The organism is Ralstonia pickettii, assembly GCF_001699815.1.
GTDB lineage: Bacteria > Pseudomonadota > Gammaproteobacteria > Burkholderiales > Burkholderiaceae > Ralstonia > Ralstonia thomasii.
Map to the genome: position 1 here is coordinate 100,070 of NZ_MCGB01000113.1, position 14,628 is coordinate 114,697.

Sequence of the window (14,628 nt, forward strand, 5' to 3'; positions counted from 1 at the left end):
TCAGGTCACCGGGGCGGGGTTGAACAGGGCCAGCGAATTATGCAGGCCAAGCTTGTCGGCGCAGACTTGTTTGCGGCCGCTCGCCACGTCAAGAATCAGGTGGAACAGCTCCCAGCCGATGTCGGCAATGCTCGCTTCGCCCGTGGCGATGCGGCCGGCGTCGAGGTCGATCAGGTCATGCCAGCGCTCGGACAGCGCCTTGCGCGTCGACACTTTGATGACCGGCGCCATGGCCAGGCCATACGGCGTGCCGCGGCCGGTCGTGAACACCTGCAGGTTCATGCCGGAGGCCAGCTGCAACGTGCCGCACACGAAATCGCTGGCGGGCGTCGCAGCAAAGATCAGGCCCTTGCGACGCACTTTCTCACCCGGGCCAAGCACGTCGACGATGGGCGTGCTGCCCGACTTGACGATCGAACCCAGCGCCTTTTCCACCACGTTGGACAGGCCACCCTTCTTGTTGCCCGGCGACGGGTTGGCGCTGCGGTCAGTCTGGCCGCCGCTCAGGTAGTCGTCGTACCAGGCCATCTCGCGCAGCAGCGCGCGGCCGACGTCTTCATCGATGGCGCGCGGCGTGAGCAGATGGATGGCGTCACGCACCTCGGTCACTTCCGAAAACATCACGGTGCCGCCGGCTCGCACGATCAGGTCCGCCGCAAAGCCGACCGCCGGGTTGGCTGTCACGCCCGAAAACGCATCGCTGCCGCCGCACTGCACACCGACCACGAGATCGGAGGCCGGGCAGGTTTCGCGCTGGCGCTTGTTCAGATGTTCGAGGCGGCGCTCGGCCATCTCCATGATGGCGTCGGTCATGCCGATGAAGCCGTCGAAGGCTTCGTCCTGCAGACGCAGCACCGGCGAATCTGCGGTGCCGGCCACTTCGATCGGAATGCGCCCACCCGGTGCGAGCTTTTCCGGCACAAGGCGTTCGGGCACGAGCTTTTCGCAGCCCAGGCCGATCACCATGATCTCGCCGCCAAAGTTCGGATTCAGCGCCAGGTTCTGCAGCGTGCGGATCGGCACGATGGCGGCCGGCGCGTTGATGGCGACGCCGCAGCCGTACACATGGTTGAGCGCCACCACGTCGTCGACATTCGGGAAGCGCGGCAGCAGTTCGCGTTTGATGCGGCCCACGACGTAATCCGTCACGCCCGCCACGCACTGCACGCTGGTCATGATGCCGAGCACGTTCTTCGTGCCGACCGTGCCATCTGCATTGCGATAGCCCTCGAAGGTATAGCCCTCCAGCTTTGCCAGCTTTGGATCGGGGCGCGTGGCCAGCGGCAATTCATCCAGCGCGGGCGCGGATGGCAGCTTGACCGCATGTTCGTTGACCCAGCTACCGCGCGGCAGCGGCTTCACGGCATAGCCGATCACCTCGTTGTAGCGGATGATCGCGTCGCCTTCGGCCAGGTCGACCAGCGCCACCTTGTGGCCTTGGGGCACACCTTCGACTAGCACCGTGCCATCGGCGAGTGCCGTGCCAGCGGGCAGGCCGCGTGCGTTGACGACGATGGCGACGTTGTCACCGTCGTGCACGCGAATCGTCAGCGCCTTTTCAGTTGCGTTGCCGGCCTCGGGGGCCAGCGTCGGTTCAGACATCACAGACTCCGTGATTGATTCAAACTCAAACGGGCTTCTTTTCAGCGCCTCAGGCTCGGGCGTTTCGGGTCATACGTCCAGCCCGGCACGAGGTATTGCATGGCCATGGCGTCATCACGCGCGCCAGGGCCCAGGGTCTTGTACAGCGCATGGGCGGCCATGACGCGGTCCATGTCGATTTCGATGCCAAGGCCCGGGCGCTCCGGCACGGCCACGTGGCCGCCCTGGATGCGCAGCGGCTCGCGCGTCAGGCGCTCCTGGGCCTCCTGCCAGATCCAGTGCGTATCGATGGCCGTGATGTTGCCCGGCGCGGCGGCGGCCACATGCGTGAACATCGCCAGCGACACATCGAAGTGATTGTTGGAATGCGAGCCCCAAGTCAGACCCCACTCGTCGCAAAGCTGCGCGACGCGCACGGAGCCTTGCATGGTCCAGAAATGCGGATCGGCCAGCGGAATGTCGACTGCGTGCAGCTGGACTGCGTGGCCCATCTGGCGCCAGTCGGTGGCGATCATGTTGGTGGCCGTCGGGATACCGGTGGCACGCTTGAACTCGGCCATCACCTCGCGGCCCGAGTAACCGGCTTCGGGGCCGCACGGGTCTTCGGCATAGGCCACTAGATGCCCTTGGCCCTTGCACAGCGCAATTGCCTCGTTGAGCGACCATGCACCATTCGGGTCCAGCGTGACGCGGGCGTGCGGAAAGCGCGCCTTGATGGCGGCAATCGCTTCCATCTCTTCAGCGCCGGGCATCACGCCGCCCTTGAGCTTGAAATCGGCAAAACCGTAGCGCTCGGTGGCGGCTTCGGCCAGGCGGGCGATGGCGGCGGGTGTCATGGCAGCTTCGTGGCGCAAGCGCAGCCAGTCGTCTGCGCCGTTGGCGCCCTCCAGGTACGGCAGATCGGTCTTGCGACGATCGCCCACGTAGAACAGGTACGCGAGCATCGGCGCGCTATCGCGCTGCTGGCCGGCGCCCAGCAACTCCGCCACCGGCACTTCGAGAAACTGACCAAGCAGATCGAGCAGCGCCGCTTCCACCGCCGTGATGACGTTGTCCATGCGCAGGTTGATCTCGTGCGGCTGGCGCAGCACTGCCGCTTCCGAAGCGGAGGTCACCTGGTGCACCGTCGCCTGATGCGCGGCATTGCCGCCACCGGCCAGCGCCCGGCGAATGCTGCTCAGCACGCCATTGGTACGACCGATCGATTGACCGACCACCAGCGGAATCACACGCTCCAGCGCTTGGCGGATGCCCTCCCCGCCCGGCACCTCGCCCACGCCGGTACGCCCGGCGTTGTCCTTCAGGATCACGAGGTTGCGCGTAAAGAACGGTGCATGCGCGCCGCACAGGTTCAGCAGCATGCTGTCGCGACCCGCGACGGGAATCACCTGCATCTCCGTCACCCGCGGTGTGTGCGTGCGTGCGCCGGACTCGATCGATTGCAACGTCACTTACGAGGCTCCTGTGGCTTACAGCGGCTTCAGTTCCACACGCTTGATCTCGCCCACCATGAACAGGTAGCAGACGATGGCAACCGCGGCGTGGATCCCCACGTACACAAGCGCCCCGTTGAACGAGCCCGTGGTGTTGACGATGTAACCGATCGCGATGGGCGTGGTGATGCTCGACAGGTTGCCGAAGGTGTTCATCAGCGCGCCCGATAAGCCCGCAATCTGCTTGGGCGCCGTATCGGAGTTCACTGCCCAGCCCAGCGCACCGAGGCCCTTGCCGAAGAACGACAACGCCATCACGGCCACGACGACGGCCTGCGCATCGACGTAGTTGCAGATCACCATGGTCATGGAAAGCAGCATGCCCAGCACGATGGGTACCTTGCGCGCCATCGAAAGCGAGGCACCACGCCGGAGCAGCGCGTCAGAGATGATCCCGCCCAGAATGCCGCCCAGGAAGCCGCACACCGCCGGAATCGACGCGACGAAGCCCGCCTTCAGGATCGACATGCCGCGCGCCTGCACCAGATACACCGGGAACCACGTGATGAAGAAGTACGTGAGCGCATTGATGCAGTACTGCGCGATGTACACCCCCATCAGCATGCGGTTCTGCAGGAGCTGCTTCACGTAGCCGAGTTTCGGACCCTCAGCCTTGGCCACGCCGGCACGGTCCATGTTGACCAGGCCGCCGCCGGCTTCGATGTACTCGATTTCGGCGCGGTTGACGCCCGGGTGGTCTTTCGGTTCGTGTACGAAGGCTCTCCACACGACCGCCATGACAATGCCGATCACGCCCATCACGATAAACACGTGATGCCAGCCGAACGCGTGCACCAGCCAGGCCATCAGCGGGGCAAACACCACCGTGGCGGCATATTGCGCAGAGTTGAAGATGGCCGCTGCAGTGCCGCGCTCATTGGCCGGAAACCACGCCGCCACGATACGGCTGTTCGCCGGGAAGGACGGCGCCTCTGCCGCCCCCACCAGGAAGCGCAGGCAGAACACCATGACGATGGCGGCGGCGCCGGTAAAGAAACCGATGGCACCCTGCGCCAGCGTGAACAGCGACCACAGCAAAATGCTGAACGTGTAAACGCGCTTCGAACCGAAGCGGTCGAGCAGCCAGCCGCCCGGAATCTGCGCGATCACATAAGCCCAGCCAAACGCCGAAAAAATATAGCCAAGCGACACGGCATCGATGCCGAGTTCTTTTTGCATGGCCGAGCCGGCAATGGAGATGGTCGCCCGATCGGCGTAGTTGATGGTCGTCACGATAAACAGCATCGCGAGGATCACGAAACGCACGCGGCTCATGCGCTCAGCGCGCGGCACGGCCTGTGCTCCCACTGCGGGGGCTTTGATGTCCATCGTCTCCTCCTTGAGCCGGCACCCGTCGTGCCGGTCGGTTCAAGTTGCCGGGTCCTGTGCGGCCCGGCGTGTTGTCTTTTTCTATTTACGTGTTACGACTTCAGGCCCAGTTTCCATCCACGAACCGGCGCAGCTTGAGCGGGTTGGCGTCCTGCAGCGCTTCGGGCAGCAGTTCGGCCGGCAGATCCTGATAGCACACCGGGCGCAGGAAGCGCTCGATGGCCGCCGTGCCGACCGAAGTCGTGCGTGCATCCGTCGTTGCCGGCCACGGCCCGCCGTGCACCATGGCGTGGCACACCTCAACACCGGTTGGCCAGCCATTGGCCAGAATGCGCCCCGCCTTGCGTTCCAGAATCGGCAGCAGCGAACGCGCGATCGCCGTGTCGCCCGTATCCAGATGCAGCGTGGCGGTCAGTTGGCCTTCGAGCGATTCGGCCAGCGCGCGCAGCTCCTCCGCATCGCGGCAGCGCACGACCAGGCCGGTGGCGCCGAAGATCTCGTCGTGCAGCGCCGGTTGCGCCTGGAAGCTCTTCGCATCGGTGATGTAGAAGCCGGCTTGCCCGCGGTTGGGTTCGTCGCTGTCTTGGCCGCGTGCGACGCAGCGCACGTTGGCCTCGGAGGCCAGCTTGTCGACGCCACGGGTGTAGGCGCTGTGGATGCCTGCGGTGAGCATCGGCTGCGCAGCCACGCCGCCCATGGCCGCAGCGGCGGCAGCCTCAAAGGCATCCAGTTCCGGCCCGTCGATGGCGAGCAGCAGGCCCGGGTTCGTACAGAACTGGCCCGCACCCATCGTGAGCGATGCCACGTACTGCTGACCCAGCGCAGCAGCACGCTTGGCCAGTGCGTCGGGCAACAGGAAGACGGGGTTGATGGCGCTCAACTCGCCATATACCGGAATCGGCTGCGGACGCGCCTGCGCAATGCGCAGCAGCGCCTGACCGCCTGCACGCGAGCCTGTAAAGCCCACTGCCTGAATATGCGGATCAGCCACCAGTGCGCCCGCCACATCGTTGTCCGCCAGGATGAGCGAGAACACGCCCTCCGGCAGCCCGCATTGCGCAACCGCCGCTTGAATGGCGCAACCCACGAGTTCAGACGTACCCGGGTGCGCCGGATGCGCCTTGACGACCACCGGACAACCCGCAGCCAACGCTGACGCGGTATCCCCGCCTGCCACCGAGAACGCCAGCGGGAAGTTGCTCGCGCCAAACACGGCGACGGGCCCCAGCGCAATGCGGCGCATGCGCAAGTCCGAGCGCGGCAACGGCTTGCGTTCGGGCAGAGCCGAATCCAGGCGTGCGCCCACGGCATCACCGGCACGCACCACGCTTGCAAACAGGCGCAGCTGGTTGCACGTGCGGCCGCGCTCGCCTTCCAGGCGCGGACGCGGCAATGCCGATTCGGCCATCGCGCGTTCGATCAAGGCATCGCCCAGCGCTTCGATCTGGCTGGCGATGGCTTCCAGGAAGGCTGCACGGGTTTCCGGCGCGGTCTCGCGGTAAACGTCAAAAGCCGCGGCGGCCAGTTCAGCGGCACGTGCGGCCTCGGCCTTGGAGGCCAGGGTGAATTCCGGTTCGAGCCATTCCCCGGTGGCGGGGTTCATGGCGCGAACCTTGCCGGCACCACCCGCTACGCGGGCGGCACCCAACAACAGTTCGCCGCTCAATTGCATAAGGATTCCTTGTGTTTTCGGTTGCGCTCAGGCCGCCAGCTTTTCCACTTCGGCAACGCGCGACACCAACGCCGACAGTTCTGCAATCTCGGCGTCGGTCAGGTCGGTCAACGGAGCACGGACCGGACCTGCGTCACGGCCGATGACCTTCATACCGGCCTTGACGATCGACACCGCATAGCCGCGCTTGCGGTTGCGCAGCTGGATGTACGGCAGCACGAACTCGTTGAGCATCTTGTAGACCTTGGCATTGTCGAACGCGCGCACGGCGGCGTAGAACTCTAGCGCGAACTTCGGCACGAAGTTGAAGATGGCCGACGAATACGTCGTCACGCCCATCGTCAGGTACGGCAGTGCAAAAGTCTCGGCCGTCGGCAGGCCGCCGACATAGGTAAAGCGGTCGCCCAGGCGGGCGTAAATGCGCGTCATCAGTTCCAGATCGCCCACGCCGTCCTTGAAGCCGACCAGGTTCGGGCAGCGGTCTGCCAGGCGTTCCAGGTGGTTCTCGTCGAGGACCTGGTTGGCGCGGTTGTAGACGATCACGCCGAGCTTGGTCGATTTGCAGACCTGCTCCACGTGCGCGGCCACGCCGTCGGCAGAGGCTTCGGTCAGGTACGGCGGCAGCAGCAGGATGCCGTCGGCGCCGGCAGCTTCTGCGGCTTTGCAGTATTCGATCGATTCGGCCGTGCCGCGGCCGGCCGGGGCGATCACCGGAATCTTGCCGGCGGTTTCAGCCACGGCAGCACGCACCACGCGGTCCGTCTCAGCTGCGGTGAGCGAGAAGAATTCGCCCGTGCCACCCGCCGCAAACAGGCCGGCTGCCTCGTGGCTGAACAGCCAGCTGAGGTTGGCGCGATACGCGGCCTCGTCGAACGACAGATCCGACGCCTTGAAGTGCGTGATGGGGAAGGACAGCAGACCGGAGCCGATCTGTTGGGCGAACTCTTTGGGGCTGTATCGGGACATGTCTCGCTCGTGATGAATGCGTGTTGTTGATGAGCGAATTCTTGCATCGGGATCGATTCAAGTCCAAGCCAACTAATAACTCGATTAATACAGAACTTGTATTGATACAGGGTCTTCCCTAAGCTGCCAGTCCCGATGCTGCGGCCGCACGTGACGGCGCGGCCGCGCCTGCTTAGTGCCCTGTCACACCGCGCCTTCGGGCTCGACGTAAAGCGCATACAGGGAATCCGAACTCGCCATTTCCTGCATCGATCTGCCCCGAGGGCGAGCCGATTCTTGCATCGGCGATCTTTCCGATTCAAGATAAGCACTGACTCTATCCATACCGTTTTTGAATCGATGTTTGAACTCAGCCAACTCCGCTGCTTTGTCGCCGTGGCCGAAGAACTGCACTTTGGGCGGGCGGCAGAACGCCTGCACATGACCCAGCCGCCGCTGTCGCGCCAGGTCCGCCTGCTCGAACATCAGGTCGGCACCGAACTGCTGGAGCGCAACAGCCGCTCGGTCAAGCTGACGGCCGCGGGGCGCAGTTTTCTGCCCGACGCATCGCGCATCCTGCGCCTGGCGGACGAGGCGGCGGCGACGGCCCGGCGTGTGGCCACGGGCGCTGCTGGGCAGTTGGCGATCGGCTTTACCGCGTCGGTCGGCTATGGCAAGTTGCCCTCGCTAGTGAGCGCCGTGCGGGCCGCTTCACCCGGCGTGCGATTGACGCTGAAGGAGATGGTGAGCGGCGCGCAGCTCTCGGCGCTGGATGCGCGCGAAATCGACGTCGGCCTGCTGCGCCCGCCGGTGGAGCACGGCGAGCTGATTGCCGTGCCGTGCTCGCAGGAAGCGCTCGTGATCGCCCTGCCGGAAGCGGTGGCGGACAGTTGGCCGCAACGCCCCAGCCTGCGCGATTGCGAGGGCCAGCCGCTGCTGATGTATTCGCCATACGAGGCGCGCTATTTCCACCAGATGGTCAGCAGCCTGCTGGAGCGCGCGGAGGTGCTGCCCGACATCGTTGAATACGTCAGCCAGATCCACTCGATGCTGGCGCTGGTGCGTGCAGGCATCGGCGTAGCGCTCATTCCCGCAGCGGCGGCCATGCTGCACTTCGAAGGCGTCGTCTACCGCCCGGTACGCACCACGCCGGCCAAGCCGGTCGAACTCTGGATGGCCTATCGCAAGGACAACGACAACCCCGTCTTCAACGTGCTCAAGACGGTGCTGCACAACGCCCTTGCCGAGCGGCGCTGAACTCACGCGGCACCGCACTTGCTGGAGCCATGGCGATCCCGACCCGGAGACCGCCATGCCGAAAACACCCCAGAACATTCCACGCACCGCCCTGTGGCTCGCCGCGGCGGCCATCGGCCTGACGGTGGTTGCTTTGCCGCATCCCGCCCACGGCAAACTGCCGCCGCCCACGCCGGCTGAGCAAGCCGCCGCTGCCCAGCAGGCCGAGACCGAGCGCGCCCAGAAGGCGCAGGAGCAGGCCCAGCTGACCGCAGTGCAGGACCGTCTGGCAGCGCGCTTTGGCAATGGCGGCAACAACGCGCCAGACGCTGCCACGCCGGTCGCCAACCTGCCCAAGAACGTCGCGGAAGCGCCGGGTACCGCCGGCCCGCATGGTGGCTCGCGGCCGAGCGCGGAATCCCATTCAGGCAACGCCCGCTAGGCGATTAGCGGAAAGCCCGTGTCAAACGTGGTAGCCACCTCCAGCCGCTGTTTGAGCAGGCCCACCTTCACGTAGAAATCGGCCGTGCGCTGCTGCTCCGCAATGAGCTGCGGATCGATGGCGCGCCACACAGTCTGCCGCCGCGCAAACTGCAGCCGCGCGGCCTCCGGCGCAATGCCGATGATGCGGGCCAGCGTGGCTGAAAAGCTATCGACATGCTGATACGACCACACCTGCGCGCGTACCACGCGCTGCAGGAAATCGCGCAGCGCGTCGCGCTTGGCCGCCAGGGCCGCGTCGGTCGCCGCCAGGTAGCTGAGGCCCGACCACAACCCGCGTCCGTTGACCAGCACGCGCGCATGCTTGGCCGTTTCGGCCATCGCGGTGTAAGGCTCCCACGTTGACCACGCATCGATCGAACCGTTGACCAGCGCAAGCTTGGCATCCGCAGGCGGCAGAAAACGGAAGTTGGCGTCGTCCGGGCCCAGCCCTGCAGATTCCAACGCCTTGAGCGCCACGAAGTGCCCGATCGACCCGCGGTTTGTGCCGATCGACTTGCCTTTCAGATCCGCGGCGGTCTTCAGCGGAGAATCCGGCCGCACCAGCACCGCCGTGCCGTATGGGTCGGATCGGTTGGCGCCGATCAGCTTGATGCGCGTACCCGCCGCCAAGGCAAAGATGGCTGGCGCATCCCCAATGGGGCCCAAGTCGACGGCGCCTGCATTGAGCGCTTCGGCCAGCGGTGCGGCCGCCGGAAATTCGGTCCATTGGATGTCGTACGGCACGCCTTTGAGCGCGTCGGCGGCTTCGAGCAGCGCGCGCAGTCCGCCCTTCTGGTCGCCGGCCTTGAGCACGAGGCGGGGTTGCGCGATGGACAAGGCAGGCGCGGCAGCGAGTGCCAGCGTGGATTGCAGAAAACGTCGTCGATGTTGCGGCATGGTGATGGAGCGATGCGGTCGAGGGTCAGTGGATGAAGCCGCCTTTCACATAGCGCACGGGTTCGGCGTCCATGCGGGCGATCAAGGAATCGAGGCCGCTCGTGCTGCGGGCGGTCCCGCGTGCGGCCGAAGTGCAGAGGAAATCGGCATCGGACCACGTGGTGCCCGGTGCGCCGCGTGCGCGCAACCAGCCGTTGCGGTCGGCCAGCAACTGCGTGCCGGAGAACGCTTGCGGCGCAGCACCGGCGATGGCGGCGAAGACGCTCCAGGCGTCGGCGCCTGTCGCCACGCAACGCGCCTGGAACGCGCGCGTTGGCGGTGGCAACCTGCCATCCGGCGTGATCAGCAATGTCTGGAAACGCGGATCTTCCAGCGGGATGTCGGTGCTCGATGCCGCATCCACCGCCACCACGCGCACGCGTTGGCCGTTGCGCCACGTCGCCAGGGATTGCGGCAGCGCATCGCCGCAGCGCACGGACAACGCGGGCAGCGCCACCGGCAGCGGCCAGCCGCCGGCGCGCACGCCGCCACGCGCGGCCAGCACCTTCATGGCGTCGAGTACCGCCCAGATATCGGCATCGCTCAGTCGACCGGCAAATGCAGGCATGGTGGACGCACCTTGCGTGTCCTGCATGCCGTGGGCGATGTGCCAGAACAGCTCGCCATCGGCATGACGGCCAAGCAATGGGCCGACCACCGTGGGTGGCCAGCGCGTAAGCGTGGCGGCCAAGGGGCCTTCGCCCCGGCCGTCTGCGCCGTGGCAGCTTGCGCACGCGGCGTTGTAGATGCGCGTGCCCTGCGTGATGGACGCCACCGAAAAAGCCGTTGGGCTCACATGGAAACTCGTCGGCACGGCGGGCGCCACCACAACCGCCGAGGGCCACGGCGCCACCACAAGCAGGCCCGCCGCAACACCGGATGACACCGGCCGCCACCGCCTCACGAGCACGGCGATCACGACGGCCAGCAACGCCAGCATCAAGGCAATCAGCGTCAGGCCAAGCTGCTGCGCTTGCCCAAGGTCGATCAACAGGGTTTCGCCCGCGATGCGCACGTCCCACGGCCATGCCGGCTGCCCGTGTGCCTCGCCGGTCAGCCCAAGCGTGTGCATCAGCACCAGCACGCCGTGCTGCGCCCATTGCAGAAAGCCAAGCAACGCGTTGAGCCAGACCGTCGCTTCCGGTCCGCTCATGATGATGCCGCCATCTACCAGGTCTCGCCGAGGCCGAGATGACCCAGCGCCTCGTGCCGCAACGCGCTCAAGCGCGGGTCGCCGCGATGGCGTGGGTAAGGCAGATCCACCGTCAGTTCCGCCGTGATGCGCGCCGGGCGCGGGCTGAAGATGACCACACGCTGCGCCAGGAACAACGCCTCCTCCACATCGTGCGTCACCAGCACGGTCGAGAAGCGCGCGCGTTGCCACAGCGTCACCAGCTCGCTCTGCATGGCCAGCCGCGTGAGTGAATCCAGCTTGCCCAGCGGTTCGTCCAGCACCAGCAACTGCGGATCGTTGACCAGCGCACGCGCCAGCGCCACGCGTTGCGCCATGCCGCCCGAGAGCTCATGCGGAAACGCCCGATGAAAGCCGCCCAGGCCCACGCGCTCCAGAGCATCGTCCACGCGGTCACGCTCTGCGTTGAGCACACCGCGCGCTTGCAGGCCCAGCGCGACGTTGTCCCACACGCGCCGCCATGGGTAGAGCGTCGGGTCCTGGAAGACGACCACACGCGACGGGTCCGGCGCGTCGATGGGGGCATCGTCCTGCAGGATGCGGCCGCGCGTGGGCGGCTCCAGCCCCGCAATCAGGCGCAGCAGCGTGGACTTGCCGCAACCGCTTGGCCCGAGCAGCGCAACGAACTCACCCGGCTGTATGGTCAGGCTCACACCGTCGAGCACCTGCAGCGGATTGGCGCGGCTGCCAAACCAGTGGCTGACGCCCTGCACGTCGATACGCGCCCCGACAGTGGCCGCAGGCGGCGCCTCGCGTTCCAGCACGGCTACCATTTCAGCGTCCCCTTCTGCCAGACCAGCGCGCGGTCACGCACCTTGAAGAGCAGCGTGATGATGCTGGAGAACAGCAGCGCCATGACGATCAGCGCGGCATACATGTTGACGTACGATGCCCAGCCTTGCGCCCAGGTCAGGTACCAGCCGAGGCCCGACTTCACGCCCATCATCTCCGCCGTCACCAGCACCGTGAACGAAGCGCCCAGCCCCATGAACAGCCCCACGAACACCTGCGGCAGGGCTGCCGGAATCGCCACACGCAGCACCAGGAATGCGTTGGATGCGCCCAGCGTGCGGGCAACGTCGTAGTAGCTTTTGCTCACGCCCGCCACGCCGGACCACGTGAGCACCGCCACGGGAAAGCCGGCTGCCAAGGCGATCAGGAAAGCCGCCGCCGAATAGCTCGACGGGAAGAAGTAGAACGTGATCGGCAACAGCGCCGTCGCCGGCAACGGCCCGAGAATGCGCAGCACCGGATGCACCCAGTAACCCACTGCGCGCGACCAGCCGATCGACACGCCCACCAGAAAGCCCGTCAACGCACCAAGCAGATAGCCGATGCCGAGCAGCTTGAGCGTATTCAGCACGCTGTCGCCCAGACGCGGCCAGTCTTCCGAATAGACCTCGATCAATGCCTGCGGCGGCGCAAAGAACGGTGTGGGCAATGCACCGGACTTGGCGGTCAGCACCTCCCACAACGCCAGCACCGCAGGCACGGCGATCAGCCATGGCCCGGCCGGTTGCAGCGCTTCCTGCACGGGCCGCAACGGGGACACATGGCCCGCCGCCAACGCCATCACGAACAGCGCAATGCCAACGATCAACGCGGTAACGCCCAACTCCACCGTGAATGCCCAGTCGCTGAAACCGACCACGTGATTGGGCCAGCGCCACGTCAGCAAGCCGAAGGCGGCCCAGGCCAATGCGGCCACGGCGCCGGTGCGCCATGCGCCTCCGCGCTCGACGGCATCGGCAAATGGGTTGGAGAGCGCGGCAGACGCCTCCAGTGTTTGCGGGATGGTGCTCATGTCGATGTGTTCCTCATGTGCTCACACGCCGTGCGTCAGGCCAGCACATTCACGTACACGTGCTGCGCCAGGCGCTGCGGATCGGTGGTCTTCTTGATGACGCCGATGCGGCGGAAGTCTTCCGCGTAGAAGGCGATCTCGTCGCGCAGGTCGACGCCGGTCGGGTGATGCGTGTACGTGAGCGTGGCGTAGAGCTTGCGCAAGTCGTCCAGCGCCACCTTGGGCGAATACTTGGCAAACACCTTGGCCGCCTCATTCGGGTTTTCGTTGACGAAATCCGTGGCTTGCACAATCGAACGCGCCAGTGCGGATGCCGTCGGGCGGTCATTGCGGACCAGCTCGCCGCGTGCGCCGATCACGCAGCAGACCTTGCGTGCGTATTCACCGGAGAGGTTCGTGGCCAGCTCCACGTAGGCGCCGTTCGTGCGCTTCTCCAGCAGGAAAAGGTTGGGGTCGCCGTCGGCAATCGCCTGGATCTCGCCTTTGTCCACCGCCACGCCCAGCAGGTCGGCCGGGTACTGGCGCCACGTGACGTCCTTGTCCGGGTCAATGCCGTTCTTGGCCAGCAGGATGGTGAAGAAGTGCTTGCCCGGGGCAGCAAGATCGCTCACGCCTACGGTTTTTCCCTTGAGCGCCGCCAGGCTGGTGACGCCTGCCGCCTTGGAACCCACAAGCCGCACACAGCCGCCATGCGAGCTGCCGATGATCTTCACGTCGAAGCCCGCTTCCAGCGGCTTGAGCCAGCGGTGAATCATGCCCACTGCGGCATCTGCCTTGCCGGTGGCGATCGATTCGAGCAGTTGATCGGTCGAGCCGCTGTAGTTGATCAGATCGACGTGCAGTCCGTTCTTTTCGAAGAAGCCGCGTTCCTGCGCCACCACGATGGGCGTCAGGCAAAACGCGTTCTGGTTCCAAGCAAACGTCAGCTTGCGCTGTTGCGAGTAGGCCTTGCGGCCCAGGATCAATGCCGGTGCAGCCAGCGCCGTGGCGGCCGCTGCGTGCAATATCTTGCGGCGCGAGATGCCCGCGGTCTCTTCGCTCATTGAATGCTCCCCGTGATGATGTGTTCGATCTGTTCTGTCAGGCGACGGCTTAATCGAGCACGTCCGGCTCGGCCGCGACCAGGCCGGCGTAAAGGCTTTCGAACGCGTGCAGCGCACCCTCCTGGCCGCCCACCTGGCTGTGGGTGTGGCGCGCGGTGGCGGCATCGATGGGCTGCGGCGTGCCCGCGGCTTCGGCAAGCAGTTGCGTGTGGGCAGCGTTGTCCAGCGCGATGTACCACCACGCTGCGGCTTCCAACGTCGGGCCTGCCGTGAGGATGCCGTGGTTCTTCAGGATCACGCCCTTGTGCGTGCCGCCGTCGGGCTTGGTGAGGGCATGCGCAATGCGCTCGCCTTCGCTGGAATCGACCACCATGCCGGTGAAGTCGTCGAACAGCGCATGGTCTTCATAGAACGAGCATGCATCCTGCGTGAGCGGATCCAGCGGCCGGCCCAGGGTCGACCACGCCTTGCCGTAGGTCGAATGGGTGTGCGCCGCAGCCACGATGTGCGGATGCGCTTCGTGAATCGCCGCATGAATCGCAAACGCCGCCTTGTTCAGCGGCCGGTTGCCGATGACGGTCTCGCCACGCGCGTTCACGAGCAGCAGGTCCGTCACCTTGATGCGCGAGAAATGCACCCCCAGCGGGTTGACCCAGAAGTGGTCCGTCAACTCCGGGTCGCGCGCGGTGATGTGGCCCGCCAGCCCGAGGTCAAAGCCGTGCCGCGCAAACAGGCGGAACGCCCCCGCAAGCCGCTCCTGCCGATGGCGCCGCTCGGCCTCGAGCGTGGGGCGCGTGGCGGGCGGATCAAACCAGAATTTCTGCTGCGGCGTGCTGTTCAGCTTGAGCGTGGACGATGCGGGGCGCTCGATAGAGAAGACTGCGCTCATGCCC

General features: G+C 65.9%; 13 protein-coding genes. 2 read left to right on the forward strand and 11 right to left on the reverse strand.

Features of this window, described 5'->3' with window-relative positions; translation table 11 throughout:
- The 5 genes from garD to kdgD all read right to left on the reverse strand — a co-directional run bounded on the left by garD (window position 1) and on the right by kdgD (window position 7,062).
- Window positions 1-1,602 (reverse strand): galactarate dehydratase, encoded by a 1,602-nt coding sequence (gene garD / locus BEK68_RS24345; RefSeq protein ID WP_012430432.1) that lies wholly within the window; start codon window positions 1,600-1,602, stop codon window positions 1-3.
- Window positions 1,603-1,643: 41 nt separating this feature from the next.
- Window positions 1,644-3,053 carry an enolase C-terminal domain-like protein gene (locus tag BEK68_RS24350; RefSeq protein ID WP_012430433.1) on the reverse strand — a complete coding sequence of 470 codons (1,410 nt, stop codon included), beginning with the start codon at window positions 3,051-3,053 and terminating at the stop codon, window positions 1,644-1,646.
- A gap of 18 nt (window positions 3,054-3,071) precedes the next feature.
- Window positions 3,072-4,424 (reverse strand): MFS transporter, encoded by a 1,353-nt coding sequence (locus BEK68_RS24355; RefSeq protein ID WP_012430434.1) that lies wholly within the window; start codon window positions 4,422-4,424, stop codon window positions 3,072-3,074.
- 100 nt (window positions 4,425-4,524) lie between these two features.
- A complete protein-coding gene (locus BEK68_RS24360) occupies window positions 4,525-6,096 on the reverse strand; it encodes an aldehyde dehydrogenase (NADP(+)) (RefSeq protein ID WP_012430435.1) in 1,572 nt (523 codons plus the stop codon).
- 27 nt (window positions 6,097-6,123) lie between these two features.
- Window positions 6,124-7,062 (reverse strand): 5-dehydro-4-deoxyglucarate dehydratase, encoded by a 939-nt coding sequence (kdgD, locus tag BEK68_RS24365; protein ID WP_004633970.1) that lies wholly within the window; start codon window positions 7,060-7,062, stop codon window positions 6,124-6,126.
- Window positions 7,063-7,401: 339 nt separating this feature from the next.
- On the opposite strand from kdgD, the gene BEK68_RS24370 reads away from it, so the two are divergent.
- Window positions 7,402-8,298 (forward strand): LysR substrate-binding domain-containing protein, encoded by an 897-nt coding sequence (locus tag BEK68_RS24370; protein ID WP_004633961.1) that lies wholly within the window; start codon window positions 7,402-7,404, stop codon window positions 8,296-8,298.
- Between the two features lie 55 nt (window positions 8,299-8,353).
- Window positions 8,354-8,719 carry a hypothetical protein gene (locus tag BEK68_RS24375; RefSeq protein ID WP_012430436.1) on the forward strand — a complete coding sequence of 122 codons (366 nt, stop codon included), beginning with the start codon at window positions 8,354-8,356 and terminating at the stop codon, window positions 8,717-8,719.
- Here BEK68_RS24375 and BEK68_RS24380 read toward each other — a convergent pair.
- Genes BEK68_RS24380 through BEK68_RS24405 form a run of 6 tightly spaced genes read right to left on the reverse strand, consistent with a single transcriptional unit; the run spans window position 8,716 to window position 14,624 of the window.
- The gene (locus BEK68_RS24380; RefSeq protein WP_012430437.1) at window positions 8,716-9,657 is read right to left on the reverse strand and encodes an ABC transporter substrate-binding protein; all 942 of its coding nucleotides are present in this window, start codon (window positions 9,655-9,657) and stop codon (window positions 8,716-8,718) included. The two genes, BEK68_RS24375 and BEK68_RS24380, sit on opposite strands and share 4 nt — an antisense overlap.
- A 25-nt stretch (window positions 9,658-9,682) precedes the next feature.
- Complete coding sequence (locus BEK68_RS24385; RefSeq protein WP_012430438.1) at window positions 9,683-10,849, reverse strand: c-type cytochrome; 1,167 nt, start codon at window positions 10,847-10,849, stop codon at window positions 9,683-9,685.
- 14 nt (window positions 10,850-10,863) lie between these two features.
- A complete protein-coding gene (locus tag BEK68_RS24390; RefSeq protein ID WP_004633954.1) occupies window positions 10,864-11,661 on the reverse strand; it encodes an ABC transporter ATP-binding protein in 798 nt (265 codons plus the stop codon).
- Window positions 11,655-12,692 (reverse strand): ABC transporter permease, encoded by a 1,038-nt coding sequence (locus BEK68_RS24395; protein ID WP_012430439.1) that lies wholly within the window; start codon window positions 12,690-12,692, stop codon window positions 11,655-11,657. Before BEK68_RS24395 ends, BEK68_RS24390 begins: the two co-directional genes overlap by 7 nt.
- Window positions 12,693-12,727: 35 nt before the next feature.
- On the reverse strand, window positions 12,728-13,735 hold the full coding sequence (locus BEK68_RS24400) for an ABC transporter substrate-binding protein (protein ID WP_012430440.1): 1,008 nt from the start codon (window positions 13,733-13,735) through the stop codon (window positions 12,728-12,730).
- A 49-nt stretch (window positions 13,736-13,784) separates the two neighbouring features.
- Window positions 13,785-14,624: a class II aldolase/adducin family protein gene (locus tag BEK68_RS24405; protein ID WP_012430441.1), complete on the reverse strand. Its 840-nt coding sequence runs from the start codon at window positions 14,622-14,624 to the stop codon at window positions 13,785-13,787.
- Window positions 14,625-14,628: the final 4 nt, after the last annotated feature.

Excerpts from the sequence above, each read along its gene's own strand:
- BEK68_RS24385 (WP_012430438.1), bottom strand. The coding sequence starts at position 10,849 with ATGAGCGGACCGGAAGCGACGGTCTGGCTCAACGCGTTGCTTGGCTTT.
- BEK68_RS24400 (WP_012430440.1), bottom strand. The coding sequence starts at position 13,735 with ATGAGCGAAGAGACCGCGGGCATCTCGCGCCGCAAGATATTGCACGCA.
- BEK68_RS24390 (WP_004633954.1), bottom strand. The coding sequence starts at position 11,661 with ATGGTAGCCGTGCTGGAACGCGAGGCGCCGCCTGCGGCCACTGTCGGG.
- BEK68_RS24380 (WP_012430437.1), bottom strand. The coding sequence starts at position 9,657 with ATGCCGCAACATCGACGACGTTTTCTGCAATCCACGCTGGCACTCGCT.
- kdgD (WP_004633970.1), bottom strand. The coding sequence starts at position 7,062 with ATGTCCCGATACAGCCCCAAAGAGTTCGCCCAACAGATCGGCTCCGGT.
- BEK68_RS24405 (WP_012430441.1), bottom strand. The coding sequence starts at position 14,624 with ATGAGCGCAGTCTTCTCTATCGAGCGCCCCGCATCGTCCACGCTCAAG.
- garD (WP_012430432.1), bottom strand. The coding sequence starts at position 1,602 with ATGTCTGAACCGACGCTGGCCCCCGAGGCCGGCAACGCAACTGAAAAG.
- BEK68_RS24360 (WP_012430435.1), bottom strand. The coding sequence starts at position 6,096 with ATGCAATTGAGCGGCGAACTGTTGTTGGGTGCCGCCCGCGTAGCGGGT.
- BEK68_RS24395 (WP_012430439.1), bottom strand. The coding sequence starts at position 12,692 with ATGAGCACCATCCCGCAAACACTGGAGGCGTCTGCCGCGCTCTCCAAC.
- BEK68_RS24370 (WP_004633961.1), top strand. The coding sequence starts at position 7,402 with ATGTTTGAACTCAGCCAACTCCGCTGCTTTGTCGCCGTGGCCGAAGAA.
- BEK68_RS24375 (WP_012430436.1), top strand. The coding sequence starts at position 8,354 with ATGCCGAAAACACCCCAGAACATTCCACGCACCGCCCTGTGGCTCGCC.
- BEK68_RS24355 (WP_012430434.1), bottom strand. The coding sequence starts at position 4,424 with ATGGACATCAAAGCCCCCGCAGTGGGAGCACAGGCCGTGCCGCGCGCT.